Origin of the sequence: Bacillus sp. L75 (genome assembly GCF_003676355.1) — a bacterium.
Lineage (GTDB): Bacteria > Bacillota > Bacilli > Bacillales > Bacillaceae > Bacillus > Bacillus velezensis.
Genome location: NZ_ML064901.1, coordinates 349481 through 365385, shown reverse-complemented (window position 1 = coordinate 365385; position 15905 = coordinate 349481). Strand labels below are relative to the sequence as shown.

Below are 15905 nucleotides of genomic sequence, written 5' to 3'. Positions count from 1 at the left end.
AGGTTTCAGCTGTACCGTTTTCTCGCCGATGACGGCGGAATATTTAATTGGTCACGGTACTTGGCGACGGTGCGCCTTGAGATTCGGATGTCATATTGTTCATGCAGCAGATCGGCAAGCTTTTGGTCTGAAAAAGGTTTCTTTTTATCTTCTTTACCGACCAATGCCTCCAGATGCGCTTTTACGGCATAATTGGAGGCGCCGCCGTCCCCCGACGATTCAGCTTTCGCCGAGAAAAATGTTTTCATTTCATACAGTCCGTACGGCGTCTGAACGTACTTCCCTTTGATGGCCCGGCTGATCGTTGATTCGTGGAGCTCCAGCGTTTCCGCCACCTCTCTTAAGGTCAGCGGCTGCATTCCGCTTTTTCCTGTGAGAAAAAAGGATTCCTGCCGTTCAGTCAGGACGCCGATAATTCTCGTGATCGTTTGTTTTCTTTGCGACAAAGCCCGGTTCAGCCAGCGCCATTCCTGATATTTTGCCGACAGATAATTTTTCGTGTCACGGCACCCGGCAGCTGACAAGAGCGGCTGATAATGGGTATGAAGCTGGATGTCAGGAAACGAACGGCTGTTGAGCCGCGCTTGAATGATGCCGTTTTTCACCGTGATGAAAATATCCGGTTCCACGTAAAAACCCGGCTCCTCATGCGCATAACGGAGCCCCGGCCTCGGATCAAGGGCGCTGATCATGTCAGCGATGTCCTGAATGTCTTTAAGCGGAATGCCCGTTTTTAGTGTAAGCGCTTTCCAGTTCTTTCTTGCAAATAGCTCAAAATAGGCGTCGGCAATCCATTCCGCCTGTTCGTTCCGCTCGGGAAGACGGCGGAGCTGAAGAAGGATGCATTCCTGCAAAGACCTGGCGCCGATTCCCGCGGGCTCAAGGGATTGAAGCTTTTTCAGAACCGCTTCCGTCTCCTCTTGTGAAGCGGATACATGGTCGGCGGCAGCTGGTATGTCCTCTTTTAAATATCCGTTTGAGTCCAATGAATGTATCAGATAATTGAAAATCTTTTTCTCATCATCGGACAGCTTCATATCTAAGGCTTGCTGTTTGAGCGAATCCTGCAGTGTTTTGCGGGTAAGTCTGATCTGCTGGCTTCCGTCCCGTTCTTTCATCCTGTTTTTACTTGTTTTATGGTAAGATAGTGGCGGCGTGTCTGTTTCCTTTCGTTCAATCAGAGGGTTTTCCAGTGAGAGCTCATCAATATATCCGGCCAGTTCCGCGGAATTGTATCCGAGTAATGTGATAGCCTGTTTAAGCTCTTGCGTTAATTGAGGCTTTAACATTTGTGTTTGCTGAAGTTTGATATCCATCATGCTCACTCCCCTTTTTTCATTGTACATGATTGGTTTCATACCGTATATACTTATTAAAAGGAGTTGCTTTATAGATGTCAGAACTTTTTTCTGTTCCTTATTTTATTGAAAACTTTACACAGCACATTGAAATGAATCCGAATGAAGACCGAATTCATGCGATGAACAGCTATTACCGTTCCGTCGTTTCAACCCTTGTTCAGGATCAGCTGACGAAAAACTCGGTTGTGCTCAAAAGAATTCAGCATTTGGATGAGGCGTACAACAAAGTAAAACGCGGAGAAACAAAATAAACCTTCCGCTCATTCAAAGCGGAAGGTTTTCCTTCGTGCCGGCGGTTTCCCCGATCAGACGGACATCCGGCGCTTCGTGCATCCAGGTGTAATAATAGTTGGCGTTTTTCCCGTATGAATTATCAATGACGGTATTCGGTTTCCCGAGAAGTGAGGACAGAATGTGGCCGTGAAGCCTTGACGTTTCCACCGATTCGTACCTGCTGAAAAACAGGACCGCTTTCTTCGTTAAGAAATCGGAATAGCGTTTCCAAAACCGCGCAATCGGCAGCGGGTTTCCCGCTTTTTTATTCAAAACATTCAGCGTTTGGAAAAAAGCGATTCCCCTGCGGTCGCTTGCTGACAGCACATCCTGCCAGTCGCAGCTTTTAACGGAAGAATTGTTTTGCAGCTTCGGATTGATTTCCCCATCCGTGCGGATAAAATGAAGCCTGCCGCGTGACGGAGCCGCTGACGCCGCCATCGGATACAGCTGATGGGCCATGTCAGGCATAAGCCCGATATGATTCGCCGAAAAGAAGTGTTTTGCAGTTTCGTATGACACATGATCTCTCGTAAACAGGTGGAGATCCTTGTGCTCCGCAAAAAGCGCCGATGTCTTCTCAAGCCGTGTCTCATCCTGATAATAGATCGATTGCGGCAGGATGACGATCCTGTTTTCCGGAAAGGATTTGACGATTTTTTCCCTGAACGTCTGATAGTACGGATAGAGATCCCCGAAATTTCCGCCACCCTGACAGACGATGATCGTCTTTTTGTCCGCCCGGCGCCCGAATGGAAAATTGTCGGGATTCCAGCGCTGTTTCACGCGGATGCCGTGCGCTTTAAAAAACGCCTCCGTCCCTTTCATTATCAATAAATCCCCTACATTTCCATAGAGGGGATAGTCGGCATATATGATGTCAGATTGCGGCGGTATAACGCTGAGCAGACCCGTCAGCGTTTCTTTTAATCGGCTCATAACATGGCGGCTGTCCATGTTTTCTCCCCTTTCGTTTCAAACAGTTGCGCAAGTGCGTCAATGACACGCTGCTGCTCCTCAGAAGACAAGTCAGACCCGGACGGCAGACAGATGCCCCGGCTGAAAAGGTTCTCAGAGACACGCTCATGTTCGCTGTGAGGATAAAAGACGGAAGATGAGAAAAGCGGCTGCGTATGCAGCGGTTTCCACAGCGGCCGGGCCTCAATGTTCTGTTCCGCAAGACAGGCGACGGCTTCTTCCGGCGTCACGCCGTTATCAAGCGTCAGAGCCGTCAGCCAGCGGTTTGAAACCGTTCCTTCAAGCTCCGGCATCATGCGGATGCCCGGATACGTTTCCAGCGCTTCCCGATACCTGTGAAAGATTTCTCTCCTCGCCCGAACGCGATCTTCGAGCACTTCCAGCTGCGATATCCCCACGCCCGCGAGAATGTTGCTGAGCCTGTAGTTATACCCGAGCTCGCTGTGCTGGTAATGAACGGCGGCATCTCTCGCCTGGGACGCAAGAAACCTCGCTTTTTCAATCGCGGCTTCATCGTCAGACACGAGCATGCCGCCTCCCGATGTTGTAATGATTTTGTTGCCGTTAAAGGAATAAATGCCGAAACGGCCGAACGTGCCGCTCTGCCTGCCTTTATATGTTGATCCTAAGGACTCGGCAGCGTCTTCAATCAGACACACGCCGTATGCGTCACAAAGGCTCATTAATTCATCCATTTTCGCGCTTTGGCCGTAAAGATTGACGGCGATCACCGCTTTCGGGAGTCTGCCGCGCCGCTTTGCATCCCGCAGCGCCCGCTCAAGCGCATCGGGCGACATATTCCACGTCTCCCATTCCGAATCAATAAAAACGGGCTCAGCCTGCTCATACACAATCGGATTCGCCGTGGCGACAAACGTAAAGGAAGGACAAAATACAACGTCTCCTTTTTTCACACCCGCAAGCCGCAGGGCAAGATGGATGGCGGCCGTTCCCGAGCTTACGGCCGCCGCGCTTTTCACTCCCGCATATTCCGCGAGCCGCGCTTCAAACGAATTGACGAGCGGACCGAGCGGGGCAATCCAATTGGAACGGAAGGCTTCTGCGATGTATTCCTGTTCTTTTCCGCTCATATGAGGCGGAGACAAATAAATCCGTTTGTTTGTTTGCATGAAATCATCCTTTTTCGTTATGGATAGGGGAGATGACGCGGGCCGGAACGCCGACCGCCGTCACATGGCCGGGAAGCCGGCTGATGACCGCAGCCCCCGCGCCGATAACGGACCAAGGGCCGATGTCAATCTGCGGTATGACGGACGCGCCGATTCCGAGGTGCGTTCCTTCCCCGACTTTCACTCCGCCGGCAAGCGCCGCGCGCGGTGAAAGATGGACGTAATCTCCGATTGTATTGTCATGATCGGCAACCGCCCCCGTATTGATGATGCAATGGGCGCCGATGTCAGCGCCCGCCTGAATGACGGCTCCCGCCATCACAACCGTTCCGTGTCCGACGGAAGCCGTTTCACTGACGATCGCCCCGGGGTGAATGAGTGCGGCATAATCGTCATCTTCAAGCCCAAGCGTTTCAGCGAACTGCTTTCTGACGCCGTTGCGGCCGATGCATATCGTGAATACGGCCTCGGGGACGAGTTTCCGAAGCATGTGCACGTCTTTCGTCCGGCCCGTATATAAACCGTTCCGAACGGCAAAACCGCTGAATTCGTCATCCAATACGCCCGCAAGCTCCATATCGGAACGGGCCTGCACGATTTCCTTCACGACTTTTCCGTGTCCGCCGTTTCCGATCAGCACGACCTTTTTCACGATGACATACCTCCGCTGCCTGTGAAGCGTTTTGCCGTCACATGGCCGGCTTGATGTATGCCTTCTGACACGAGAACTTTTTTCACTGTTAAAAGCAGAATCTTTAAGTCGAGAAGAAATGTGCGGTTGTCGACGTACCACACGTCGAGCTTGAATTTTTCCTCCCATGAAATCGCGTTTCTCCCGTTAATCTGCGCCCAGCCCGTAATCCCCGGCTTCACCTCGTGGCGCCGCGCCTGCTCCGCCGTGTAAAGCGGCAGATAATCCATCAGCAAAGGGCGGGGGCCGACAAGACTGATATCTCCTTTGAGCACATTAAAAAGCTGGGGAAGCTCATCGATGCTCAGTTTTCTGATCAGCCTTCCCGTTTTGGTCAGACGGAGATGATCCGGAAGCAGCACACCGTTTTCATCACGCGCATCCGTCATCGTTCTGAGTTTATACAACGTAAACGGACGCCCGTTATGCCCCGGTCTCGTCTGTTTGAACAATACCGGAGACCCGATGGCGCATCTGACGGCTGCCATGGCGAAGAGAAGGATGACGCTCGCGCCGCACAATAACAACATCGCGGCCGCTATATCAAATACACGTTTCGCCTTCAAATCTGAACAGCTCCTTTCACTTTTCGGCATTTCTGTAAAGCAAGCCGCCTTTCTTCTTTCGTACAAATGAAGAAAAAAGCGAATGCGGCATAGCTCATGCATACGGCAAGCCCCGCGGCGATCAGACCGGCCCAGCTGTCAAGCGGTGAAAACAGCCGGATACCCCGGCAGACAGCCCAGGCAAATACGGCCGCCGCCAACGGGCCGAACATTCCTTTGTAAAACGCGGTTTTCTGAAAACCGGTAATATGCGAAACATACAGCGGCGTGAAGACGGCATTTTTCAAAATGAGAGAGACTGCACCGGCGATGGTGATGCCGTACAGCCCGAGATGTGCCGGTCCGCTGAGAACCACGGCCAATATGACATTCAGTCCGCCTAAACATAAAGTAACGACGGCGGGCGTTTTTTGTTTATTAAAAGCCGTCCATACGTAAAAAAGCGGCATGACAGAGAGACTGACCGCCAAATACCCGGCGTGAATGTATAAAAGCGGCGCCGTCTGCACAAACGACGGGCCCAGCCAAATCGCCAGAAACGGTTCGGCAAGCCCTCCTAATAATGCGGCGGGAAGCGCGAGCAGAAGCCCGTTCATCCGCACAGCCTTATTGGCGTAAGACAGGAGACCTTCCATATCCCCTTTTGAGTAATAGGAAGTCAAAACCGGCGCAAACAGTGAAGCAAGCGTCCCTGCAAGACTTCTGAGCAGAAGCGGGAATTGAATAATCGCCGCATAGACACCCGCCTCAGACGGCCCCAGAACGAGGTTGGCCGTCATGAGGTCAATCTGCAGAAACAGCAGCACGCCGATCTGGTTGACAGAACTCCAGGCACCGGCCGAAAACAGTACTTTGCTCGTCTGTAATGACAAGGTTTTACGGCTGAAAGAAAACCACGGAATCAATTTCTTAAAGAAGAAAAAAGTCAGCACGGCCGCACAGACGGCTCCCGCTAATGCCGAAAGCTGGATCTGCCAGATTTTCGGCGGCAGGCACGTAAACAGAGCGAGCACACACAGCACCCTGACCAGCATTTGCACGGCCTGAATGGAACTTGTGATATAAAGCTTGTTGGCAAAAAACGGCCCCGTTGCGAACCCCGCCATAAAAAACGTCAGCATAAACAGCACGCTGCCGATCACGATAGAGAGCCTCACATCCGTTAAGAGCCCGGCCGGCACATTCATAATCTTGTCAATAAAAAAAGCAGTCCCGGCGAGCGGCACAGCGAGTAATAGAGATATCACGACAGACGCGGCTAAATAATTGCTTACATACGCATTGGCCTCATCCCTGTTCCCCCTGTGGGCGGCGACGGAGAAAAACCTCACAACGACAGAGCTCAGCGCAACGGTAATAATAGAGAAATAGTTAATGATATTCTGTGTCAGATGGACAAATCCAAAAGCCTCCACACCTAATGTTTTCACAATAAAGGGCGTCATCCACACTGATAAAAACACCGATAGTAAAAACGCCGTCACATTGGCGCCGAAATTAATGGCAAATTTCATGCTCCTTCCGCACTGCCTTTCTCTTTCGATTTCCGTTCGAAAAACGCATGCAGAAGAAGAGGAAGGCGCATTTTGCACAGGCCGAGCACCACGCGCTCCCCCGCCAGCAGCTGTTTATGGCGGCACGGCGTCCTGCGCACCGCCGTTTTTACCATGTCATACGTTAAGATTCTGCCGATGTGCGCCGTAATCTGATGTGACGGCTGCGGGGCGGCGCATGCGTTGGCGATCAGCATCGGAATCTGATGCTTGCACAAATATGTATTGATATCGCTCCGGCAGGCGTCCGTCAGCCCGTTTTCCTCATAAAAAGCCATTTTCGCTTTATATTGCTTTTGCAGTTCGTGATCTAAGTGGGGCTTAAACGGTGTTTCTGTAAGACTTTGCGGATTTTCCCGGTAGATATACAGCCCTTCGTCTATCACTTTGATACGCGCGGCTTGGCGGAACGCTGCCAAATTAAACGGAGAGTCTTCGGCAAACCGGATATCTTCATGGAACAACAGCCCTTGCAATGATTCTCGCCGGTATATATAGCGCCACACATACCAAATAAACCGATGTTCGTGCGCACGGGTCAGCAATGCAGTCATTTCATCCGCTGTGAAGACGCGACCCGGCGGAAGGGACGGCGGCATATATGTTCTTTTCTTAGACGGCGTTTCCTTATAATAGCCGCATCCGGCGATATCCAGCCGGTTCTTCTCCGCTTCTTCATAAAGCCGCTCGAACATCGTTTCCGTCACATAGTCATCGCCGTCCACAAAACCGATATAACGGCCGCGGGCGGCTTTTATTCCGGCATTGCGGGCCGAGCTGAGGCCGCCGTTTTCTTTATGAATCACCCGGATTCTCGCATCTTCTGCGGCGAATTGTTCAGCAATCCGGCCTGACCGATCCGGTGAACCGTCATTGACGAAAATGATTTCGATGTCTCTCAGCGTCTGTTTTGTTAAAGAAACCGCGCATTTTTTCATAAAAGGCTCTGTCTTATACATCGGCACGATCACGCTCACAAGCGGCGCGGTCATTGGGCATCACCGCTGATTTTCGAGCGCAGCCCGGCAAAATAAACACTGCGCAAAGAACCGCCTTCCTCATGCTTGCCGCTGAGCAGCCGGTTTACGGCGGCCGTTACGGCTTCAGGGTCTGGACGTTCAAGCAATGTCATGTTCGGTATGTTTTTCAGCCATTGATAGCCTTCCATCACTTTATGATCAAACGAACGAATGACGACACAAGGCGTTTTCGTCAGCGCACAAAAAATCATCCCGTGAAGCCTGTCAGTGACGACGGCTTCCGCGCCTTTCAGCGTATTCCAAAGCTCTTCCAGCTCCTTTTCACGTGTATGGCGGCTGACCCTCCGGCCGACCGTCGTGGTAAAGGAATGCAGCTCGCCGTACTCTTTTGCCAAAGCTTCTTTTACCATCGTTCTGTCCTCAGCCGTCAGCGCACTCTCCTTATCCTCCCGTAAACAGAGGTAGATCCCTTCCCGCGGGATGCGCCGCTCGCTTTTATCCAAATATAAGACCATGTCAGGCTGTTTGAGCACTGTTTTTCCGGGAAAATGACGCTTCATCCATTGATACGTCGTCTCATCTCTCGCCATTAACAAAAGGTCGGGATGCGCATTGTACACTTTTCGGGCGCGCTTCAGTTCCTTCCGTCCCTTTTTTGATTCAGAAAAGTGAGCCGTCGCCGGAAGCTGAACGATCCGATATTCCCGGAATGTTTTGATGATAAAGCGGCGTGTCCATTCCTCATACCGGTACAAATCCCCCATGTTCCCGCCGCCGATGATGAATACCATATCATCGGGGTGGCGCTTTTTGATCAGCGCTTTTGCGGATCTGTATATATCCTTCATATCCACCTCGACAATGTCAAAATCGGGATACTCCCGTTCAAGAAACGTTTTGCTTGCGTAGGCGATGGCGTGATCGCCGAGATTATCGTGGGACGGGAGCAGCGTCAGAATGATCTTTTTTCTTGCCGCTGTAAGCCCCGCCCCATCCGCTGCCGTTCCGAAATGAAATTGGGACGGGTATTTGACCTTAAGCAACAGCCATTCCGCGAGATTGATTTTTAAAGATTGTATCGACATGTCTTCACCCTCTGATTTTCATTTTGTACTCGATTGCCCGCTGATACGCGGCTGATGCCAGCGACACGAACGGAATCAGCTTCAGCTTCGCCAAAAGCAGAAGGCATGAGCGTTTGGCGTCAAACGGCGCCGTTCCGGTTTTGGAAAGGCTCAGGCGAAACACGGGATCAGCGCATATCCGGCTGATATTCTTCCACTTCTCAGAAAACCGGCCGCCGTTATTCCGCTTCCATTCATTCAGCAGGCAGACTGTTCCGTGCTGAACGATGAAAAAATCCAGCTCCTGCCGGTATTCCTGTAAGCAGCCGTTTTCACGCAAAAAAGCCTCGTTCAGCCGATAGAGAACGAGACCTGAGTCAAACAGCTTTTTCTGATAGCTTTGCACAATGGAAGTCAAGTGAATCCGATAATGATAGAGCGGCTGATCCACGTACGAGACCGCACCTGCGAAAACATGCGCCCGGAGGCTGAAGTACTGATCCTCCACGTGCTCCAGCTCATCACGAAGCGGAAAGCGCAGCTGATGATGCTCGATCATGGTTCTTTTGTACAGCTTGTTCCATGAAAAACCGCTGACCCTTCCTTCAAATAAATCTTTCAGGTACCATTGTTTCGGGCGCCCCGCGTACGCTGAAGCGATCGTTGAAACGGCGGTTTTCCCCGTATCCGCAAATTCGGCCGCATATTCGCAAATCACGAGATCAGCCTGATCAACCTTCGCTTTTTCATACATGCGCAGGCAATAATCAGGTTCAACCCAGTCGTCCGCATCAATAAAAGCGATAAATTCGCCGCGCGCCGCCTCGATCCCCTTGTTGCGGACTGCGCCGAGCCCCCGGTTTTGCTGATGAATGACCCGGATTCTCTCATCCCGCTTCTGATAGGTTTCAAGAATCGCCGGGCTTTGATCCGTTGACCCGTCATTAACAGCCACGATTTCGATATTGGCGAGCGACTGATTGAGCAATGAATCTAAGCATCTTTCTAAATAAGTTTCCGTATTATACACAGCAATTAATAAACTGACCGCGGGTGTTTCCATATAAACCTCCAATATCCATTACCGGGAAAAAATCGTTCTGTACGGAAGCACAGACGAATCGACCGGCATAAGCAAGTAACTGTAAAGAAAATAACAGACAATAATGGCGATATAAATCAGCGCATTTGATTTTTCATCAAAAATCCTCACAAAATAAGGGATCAGGATCATTTGGTACAGGCCGAAATATATATTAAACCGGGCGAAAATAACATCCTTTGTCGCCAAAAGACCGAAGAGCAAGCCGAGCAGACAGAAATTCACGATGACATCAATGTCGGGCCAGAGCTTCCGCAGCCGCTCCCGATAGCAGAAAGCCAAAAACAGCGGCAGAAGCAGCACCGCGATTTTTACGACGTTCATCCCGTTCGTATTGGTCATCAGCCATTTCTCATAATGGCCGTATGAGCTGTTTTCCAGCACGACGACAAAAAGCGAAATGAACTTCTGATACAGAAACGTCATAAGAAGAAACAATGCCGACAGTCCGAAAATCGCGGGCGACCAGGCTTTTTTTCTGACGAGAAAATAAACCGGAATCATAATCAGCGCTGAGGAATGAAAAAGCGAACACAGCAGCACGATTGACATATAACGCTTCCAGCTTCCGCTGATCACGTAGCGGACGGCCCAAAACAAAACGGCCGCCACCATATACTGCCTGATCCCGTTAAAGGAAGCGTAATAGTGATACGTGCCCAAAAACAAAAACACACTCAGCTCAAACGGACGGCCGAACTCAACGAGCCCCTTTAAAATAAAGCTGCACGTCACGACCGCCACGGTGAAATACATGATTTGCGGATCTTTCGTGATAAAATTCATGAGCCAGATGAGAGCCGTAAACCCCGGATCAACGGCTGCTTTTTTCGCTCCGAACCCGAAGATCTCCCAAATGCTGCCGTAATTTCCCGCCAGCTTGTACATCAGCGCGTACGTCTGAAAATCCGTCCCGACTCTGTAGCGCAAACCGGAGACCAATACGAGCGATAGCAGCGGAACGATCATGACGAGCTGATTCGGCCGGTATCCGGTCGAAAGCGATTGATCACGCCCGCCGCACATTTTCGCGAACCATGACCAAATATACACAATTCCCATATTGACTACATATACAATCATTCGTTACTGTTCCTTTTTCCAATTCATATTGTAAAGCTTCATAACAGCCCCCGCATTTTCTCCCGCGTCATATCCCTGCCGTCTGAGGGTTTCTTTAATGCGCTCCCCGTCAGGCTTTGCCGCCTCTGCTGCCCGTAAAACCGCGGATGCCCATTGTCCGGGCGGTTCTTTGAGGCTGAGCCTTTTGACCAGCCCGAGCCCGGCATCGGCTTCTTCCGTTATGCCGTCTGATATTACGCACGGCACCCCGGAGGCCTGCGCTTCAACGAGCGTGACGGGCAGCCCTTCATAAAGAGACGGCATGACAAATACATCCAGCGTTTTCAGCAGGGCATGAACGCGGTCTTCTATGCCGATAAAACGCACATCATCATCAAGCCCCAGCTTCGCCGCCAGATTTTCCATATCGGTGCGAAGCGGACCGTCTCCGGCGAGAATCAGCTGTAAACCGATGCCCCGCTCTTTCATATCAGCGGCCAGCCGGAGCAGAAATTCATGGTTTTTTTCTTCTGTAAAGCGGCCGATATGGCCGATCACCAAACGGCCGACTGCAATGCCCCGCTTCCTTTTTTCAACTTCTGTGTCCGCGCACCCGCCGGCAAATAAGTCGAGATCAATGCCGTTCGGCAAAAGATGCACGTCTTTTTCTTTCCCGAATAAGAAACGGCCCGCGTCTTCCCCGCAGGCGCACAATGCCGTGGCGTTTGCGGTAATCAGCCGTCTGAAAACAAACAGCTGCATCCCGGCAAGCCGCGACGCCCGCCCCCGCCACGACGTACTGTGCGAATGGCAGATCCGCACCGGGACGCCGGCTAAACGAGCGGCAAGCGCGATGAATCCCGACTGAAAATCGGTATGGGCGTGCACGGCGGCAAACGGGCCTTTTTCCTGAATCACCCGCTTGACCTGTTTCACAAATGTAATCGGGTTTGTGCTGCCGATGCTCGGCACATAAAAAAGCCGTCCGCCGAGAGCGAGAATTTCCTCATCATAAGCGCACGGATCGTTCCTATGGGTTAAAAAATCAAACTGCACCTTCGTTCTGTCCATCTTCCGGTACAAATTCATCATCATCGTTTCTGCGCCGCCCCTGTTCATCCCGCTGAAGATGTGCAGCACCCGCATCGGTTTGTCAGTCATGTTCGGCAAGCCCTTCTTTTTGGCGGATGTCCCTGTTTTTATGATAACGGTTCATGACCGCGGGCGGCGTAATGGCGCGGATGAGCGGTTTTGCGATATACGCGTAATGGGAAAGCGGCAGCTTCAGCCGTCTGCATGCCTGAAAAACGAGGACCGCGTTATCAATGGAATACGTAAACGATCTCCTTTTAAACGCATCACTGTCCTCTCTGACTCTATACAGCGTTTCTTGAAGATTGTACCCCCGGAAACCCGCTTCAAAAAAGCGCAGCCACAAATCGATATCCTCCATCCGCCGCGTCCGCCTGACTGACCGGTAGCCCCCAAGCGCTTTGTACGCTTCAGCCCGCATCATAATGGTGCCGTGGCAGAACGGTGTGCCTTTCGCCATAATTCCCGGTTTCGGCACGGGCGGCAAAAGGCGGGCGCCCCTTACACCGAATTCGTCAAATACGAGCATCCCCGTGCCTACGACTTGATAGTGGGCGTGCTTGTTTAAGAAAGCGGCCTGTTTTTCCAGTCTCCTCGGGTTGGAGATGTCATCACCGTCCTGCCTGGCGATATAATCCCCCGTTGCGTATGTCAGACAGCGGTTCAGCGAAGCGGCAAGCCGTTGATTTGTCTTATTTTGAATCAGCGTAATCCGGTCGCCGTAATGATCCGCGTAACGGCGCGCAATCTGATACGTTCCGTCAGTTGACGCGTCATCACACATAATCAGTTCCCAATTCTTATAAGATTGGCTCAGGATGGATTCAATACTCTCCGCTAAAGTCTCTTCGCAATTATAAATTCCCATGATGACGGAAATTTTCGGTTGTGCTCCTGCATTCATACGCTTTTCTCCTTTTTATCCATATAACCGGCGTAAATGTGCGCCATTTCCTTTACCGTACGTGTTTCAGAAAAACATTCCGCCGTGCTGCGCCCTTTTTGCCCCATTGCTTTTCGCAGACACGGGGAGCGGTACAGCTTTTCAATCCGATCGGCAAACGCCGCGCTGTCCCCGGCCGGCACGAGAAAACCGTTCACACCGTCTTCGATGATCTCACGGTGTCCCCTGTTGTCCGCGGCAACGGCCGGCTTTTCGGCAGCCATCCCTTCAAGCAGATTCATGCCGAGCCCTTCGCGGATGCTTGAGGCGACAGACAGATCAGCAAGCTGAATCAGTTCATGAATATCGCGGCAAAAACCGTAAAACCGCACAATGTCAGATACACCGAGTGATTCAGCCTTTTTTCTGTACGGCTCTTCCATCGCGCCTTCTCCGGCAAATACGAGTTTCAGCTCCGGGATGCGGTTCTTCAGCAGTGCCGCAGTCTCAATGAGAAGTCCCTGATTTTTATTGCCGTTTAATTCAGCGGGGTATACGAGAATAAATTCCCCGGCGCCGAAGCCGTATTTTTCTCTCAGACGTTCACTCTCTTCCCGGCTCACAGGGCGAAACCTGTCTGTATTCACCCCGATGCCGTGTATTTTTTTCGCGCCGCAAGCTGTTTTTTTCATTTGCTTGGCCCGTTCGTAATCCTCTTCATTAATCGTAATTAAACAATCCGTGTAAGAAGAAAGAAATTTTTCGATCGGGTAATAAAGAAGCCAGTTTTTCAGGGGCGCTCCGTCGCAGAAGTGAAAGCCGTGCGCGGTGTACAGCACCTTTGTCCCTTTTTGGCGCGCTTGTCTCGCCGCAAGGCGTGCCAGCACGCCGCCGACCGGCGTATGACAGTGAATCATGTCGTAGCCGTTGTCCTGAATGAGCCGTTTCAGCCGCCTGTAAACAGAAAGATTTTCGGGATGAAACGGCGAGCGCCGAATTGGAATGGAAAACTTTTCATCAACAAATGGAAGATTCATATTGCCGCCTGCCGCGACGTGCACCTCCCACCCCATATCCTGAAACCATTGAAAATACGGGAGATGAAAGGCTTTAAAATGATAATCGACAGTGGCGCAGAATAATACTTTTTTCGTCATCTTTCTGTCCTCCCATCACACGCCTGCGGCCGCTTCTTCATGTACTGATTCGATCGCCTCAAACAGCCTTTTTCTCAGCTCTTCTTCAGGCAGACGGCTGAATTCCTCCATAAAACGGATGAGCACGGCCCAATTCCCGTCCACCGCTTTCCCAATATGGATTTTCGGAAAAATCTGCTCCGTATGTACTTCATTATGATTCAGCAATTCTTCATACATCTTTTCTCCCGGACGGATGCCGGAGAATTCGATGGGAATCTGTTCTGTCGTATAGCCTGATAAATGAATCAGGTTTTTTGCCAGATCGACGATTTTGACGGGTTCTCCCATATCAAGAACGAAAATCTGCCGCCCTTTTGCAAGCGCCCCCGCCTGAATGACGAGTCTTGACGCTTCGGGGATCGTCATAAAATATCTTGTCATCGCCGGATGCGTGACGGTGACGGGTCCGCCTTTTTCAATCTGCTTTTTGAAAATCGGAATGACGCTGCCGCGGCTTCCGAGCACATTTCCGAAACGGACGGCGGCGAATTTGGTGCGGCTGACCTTTCCGAGGTTCATGATGACCATTTCCGCAAACCGTTTCGTCGCGCCCATGACATTGGCCGGATTGACCGCTTTGTCAGAAGAAATCAGCACGAATGTTTCCGTTCCGCACATGTCGGCGGCTTCGGCGACATTTTTCGTGCCGATAATGTTGTTTTTAACGGCTTCTTCCGGATTATGTTCCATTAACGGCACATGTTTATGGGCAGCCGCATGATAGACGACGTGCGGCTCGTATTTTTTCATCAAAGTAAAGATTTTATCTCTGTCCTGAATATCGGCGATCTCCGCGTGAAAGAGCACCTCTTTGCCGAAGCGTGCGGACAGCTCGGTATGTACGGAATGAATGCTGTTCTCCCCGTGGCCGAGAAGGACGATTTCCCGCGGAAGAAACGCGCTGATCTGGCGGCAGATCTCAGAACCGATTGAGCCGCCGGCGCCCGTGACCAGAATCGTTTTTCCCTTGATGCTGTCAGAAATTTTGCTCGTATCAAGGGTGACCGGCTTTCTGCCGAGGAGATCTTCGGCTTTTACATCTCTGATGTGTCCGGCAGCCTGCGTTCCGAGCAGGATCTCATCAAATTGCGGCATGATTTTAATATGGGCGCCCGTCTGCACACATTCTTTGTATAACGTCTGAAGCTCATGGGTGCAAAGAGACGGAATGGCAATGATAATATGGTGGATTCTCAGCCTCTGCACCGCCGGCATAATGCTTTCTTTTCCGCCGATGACGGGCAGGCCCATGATTTCGAGCTTATGCTTCGTCTGATCATCATCAATAAAAGCCACAGGCATGATTCCGAGATCATTTTTCTGGGTAAGCTGACGGACGAGCAGCGTCCCCCCCGCACCTGCGCCGATGATCAGCGCCCGGGAAGAGTCATTTTGCTTCCTGCCGATCGTTTCTTTCAGCACCCGGGAAATCATCCGGCTTCCTCCGATGAACAATAGCTGAACCATCCAGCTGACGGCCAACAGCCGGAACAAAATCGTGTGGAACACCCCGTATTGGACGGCCGCCGTTACGGCTGCTGACAGCGTGATCCCCTTCATCAAGGCAAGCAGCTCGCCTATTCCCGTGTACGTCCATACCTGCTTATACTGGTGAAACATAAAAGCGCATACATGATGGCTGATCAGCATGCTCACGGCAGTCAGCAGCAACGCTCCGGAGTCATAAAAGTGATAAGAATCCTCAAAAAATTGATATCCTATAACAACGGAAAGTAAAACGAGATACGTATCCAATGCAAAAATCATTGAAAGTCTTCTCCGGTAAGTCAATCTTTCCCCTCCTCATTTATCGGTTTAGCTGATACGGTTTTCGTAAAAACAGACATAACAGCTAAGCCGATAACAATGCATCATCTTAAGATAAAATTGGGCATTTAACCCGTCCTCACACCCCGCCACCGACGACCAGCATCTAAGGCGGCGGAAAACGCCGCCCACAGCAGAGCCGAG

Annotated in this window: 15 protein-coding genes; 1 reads left to right on the top strand and 14 read right to left on the bottom strand. The window is 51.2% G+C overall.

Annotated elements, in window-relative coordinates; translation table 11 throughout:
* Nucleotides 1-5: 5 nt before the first annotated feature.
* Nucleotides 6-1316 carry an RNA polymerase factor sigma-54 gene (gene rpoN, locus D5S11_RS01905; protein WP_015240629.1) on the bottom strand — a complete coding sequence of 437 codons (1311 nt, stop codon included), beginning with the start codon at nucleotides 1314-1316 and terminating at the stop codon, nucleotides 6-8.
* A gap of 77 nt (nucleotides 1317-1393) precedes the next feature.
* Between rpoN and yvfG the strand changes: the two genes are divergently transcribed.
* Complete coding sequence (gene yvfG, locus D5S11_RS01900; protein WP_003151570.1) at nucleotides 1394-1612, top strand: protein YvfG; 219 nt, start codon at nucleotides 1394-1396, stop codon at nucleotides 1610-1612.
* A gap of 13 nt (nucleotides 1613-1625) precedes the next feature.
* Here yvfG and D5S11_RS01895 read toward each other — a convergent pair whose 3' ends face one another.
* The 13 genes from D5S11_RS01895 to D5S11_RS01835 are packed head-to-tail and all read right to left on the bottom strand — an operon-like array spanning nucleotide 1626 to nucleotide 15725.
* Nucleotides 1626-2591: a polysaccharide pyruvyl transferase family protein gene (locus D5S11_RS01895; RefSeq protein ID WP_032867025.1), complete on the bottom strand. Its 966-nt coding sequence runs from the start codon at nucleotides 2589-2591 to the stop codon at nucleotides 1626-1628.
* On the bottom strand, nucleotides 2570-3742 hold the full coding sequence (locus D5S11_RS01890; RefSeq protein ID WP_007407381.1) for a DegT/DnrJ/EryC1/StrS family aminotransferase: 1173 nt from the start codon (nucleotides 3740-3742) through the stop codon (nucleotides 2570-2572). Before D5S11_RS01890 ends, D5S11_RS01895 begins: the two co-directional genes overlap by 22 nt.
* A 4-nt stretch (nucleotides 3743-3746) precedes the next feature.
* On the bottom strand, nucleotides 3747-4394 hold the full coding sequence (locus tag D5S11_RS01885) for an acetyltransferase (RefSeq protein ID WP_007407382.1): 648 nt from the start codon (nucleotides 4392-4394) through the stop codon (nucleotides 3747-3749).
* Complete coding sequence (locus D5S11_RS01880) at nucleotides 4391-4999, bottom strand: sugar transferase (protein ID WP_032867027.1); 609 nt, start codon at nucleotides 4997-4999, stop codon at nucleotides 4391-4393. The genes D5S11_RS01885 and D5S11_RS01880 overlap by 4 nt, the downstream gene beginning before the upstream one ends.
* Complete coding sequence (locus D5S11_RS01875) at nucleotides 4996-6513, bottom strand: MATE family efflux transporter (RefSeq protein WP_007407384.1); 1518 nt, start codon at nucleotides 6511-6513, stop codon at nucleotides 4996-4998. The genes D5S11_RS01880 and D5S11_RS01875 overlap by 4 nt, the downstream gene beginning before the upstream one ends.
* The gene (locus D5S11_RS01870) at nucleotides 6510-7544 is read right to left on the bottom strand and encodes a glycosyltransferase (RefSeq protein ID WP_108724721.1); all 1035 of its coding nucleotides are present in this window, start codon (nucleotides 7542-7544) and stop codon (nucleotides 6510-6512) included. Before D5S11_RS01870 ends, D5S11_RS01875 begins: the two co-directional genes overlap by 4 nt.
* The gene (locus D5S11_RS01865) at nucleotides 7541-8617 is read right to left on the bottom strand and encodes a polysaccharide pyruvyl transferase family protein (RefSeq protein ID WP_032867031.1); all 1077 of its coding nucleotides are present in this window, start codon (nucleotides 8615-8617) and stop codon (nucleotides 7541-7543) included. The genes D5S11_RS01870 and D5S11_RS01865 overlap by 4 nt, the downstream gene beginning before the upstream one ends.
* A 4-nt stretch (nucleotides 8618-8621) precedes the next feature.
* A complete protein-coding gene (locus tag D5S11_RS01860; RefSeq protein WP_108724720.1) occupies nucleotides 8622-9659 on the bottom strand; it encodes a glycosyltransferase family 2 protein in 1038 nt (345 codons plus the stop codon).
* A gap of 18 nt (nucleotides 9660-9677) precedes the next feature.
* Nucleotides 9678-10781 carry a biofilm exopolysaccharide biosynthesis protein EpsG gene (locus D5S11_RS01855; protein ID WP_032867035.1) on the bottom strand — a complete coding sequence of 368 codons (1104 nt, stop codon included), beginning with the start codon at nucleotides 10779-10781 and terminating at the stop codon, nucleotides 9678-9680.
* A gap of 3 nt (nucleotides 10782-10784) precedes the next feature.
* On the bottom strand, nucleotides 10785-11921 hold the full coding sequence (locus D5S11_RS01850) for a glycosyltransferase family 1 protein (RefSeq protein WP_039063685.1): 1137 nt from the start codon (nucleotides 11919-11921) through the stop codon (nucleotides 10785-10787).
* Nucleotides 11914-12756, bottom strand: coding sequence for a glycosyltransferase EpsE (gene epsE / locus D5S11_RS01845; protein WP_020956374.1), 843 nt, complete (start codon nucleotides 12754-12756; stop codon nucleotides 11914-11916). Before epsE ends, D5S11_RS01850 begins: the two co-directional genes overlap by 8 nt.
* Nucleotides 12753-13892: a glycosyltransferase family 4 protein gene (locus tag D5S11_RS01840; protein ID WP_020956375.1), complete on the bottom strand. Its 1140-nt coding sequence runs from the start codon at nucleotides 13890-13892 to the stop codon at nucleotides 12753-12755. Before D5S11_RS01840 ends, epsE begins: the two co-directional genes overlap by 4 nt.
* Nucleotides 13893-13907: 15 nt before the next feature.
* Entirely contained in the window at nucleotides 13908-15725 is a 1818-nt protein-coding gene (locus D5S11_RS01835) for a polysaccharide biosynthesis protein (RefSeq protein ID WP_020956376.1), read from the bottom strand.
* Nucleotides 15726-15905: the final 180 nt, after the last annotated feature.

Coding starts and splice junctions, on each gene's coding strand:
- D5S11_RS01870 (WP_108724721.1), bottom strand. CDS start 7,544: ATGACCGCGCCGCTTGTGAGCGTGATCGTGCCGATGTATAAGACAGAG.
- yvfG (WP_003151570.1), top strand. CDS start 1,394: ATGTCAGAACTTTTTTCTGTTCCTTATTTTATTGAAAACTTTACACAG.
- D5S11_RS01875 (WP_007407384.1), bottom strand. CDS start 6,513: ATGAAATTTGCCATTAATTTCGGCGCCAATGTGACGGCGTTTTTACTA.
- rpoN (WP_015240629.1), bottom strand. CDS start 1,316: ATGGATATCAAACTTCAGCAAACACAAATGTTAAAGCCTCAATTAACG.
- D5S11_RS01890 (WP_007407381.1), bottom strand. CDS start 3,742: ATGCAAACAAACAAACGGATTTATTTGTCTCCGCCTCATATGAGCGGA.
- D5S11_RS01865 (WP_032867031.1), bottom strand. CDS start 8,617: ATGTCGATACAATCTTTAAAAATCAATCTCGCGGAATGGCTGTTGCTT.
- D5S11_RS01840 (WP_020956375.1), bottom strand. CDS start 13,892: ATGACGAAAAAAGTATTATTCTGCGCCACTGTCGATTATCATTTTAAA.
- epsE (WP_020956374.1), bottom strand. CDS start 12,756: ATGAATGCAGGAGCACAACCGAAAATTTCCGTCATCATGGGAATTTAT.
- D5S11_RS01860 (WP_108724720.1), bottom strand. CDS start 9,659: ATGGAAACACCCGCGGTCAGTTTATTAATTGCTGTGTATAATACGGAA.
- D5S11_RS01855 (WP_032867035.1), bottom strand. CDS start 10,781: ATGATTGTATATGTAGTCAATATGGGAATTGTGTATATTTGGTCATGG.
- D5S11_RS01895 (WP_032867025.1), bottom strand. CDS start 2,591: ATGGACAGCCGCCATGTTATGAGCCGATTAAAAGAAACGCTGACGGGT.
- D5S11_RS01850 (WP_039063685.1), bottom strand. CDS start 11,921: ATGACTGACAAACCGATGCGGGTGCTGCACATCTTCAGCGGGATGAAC.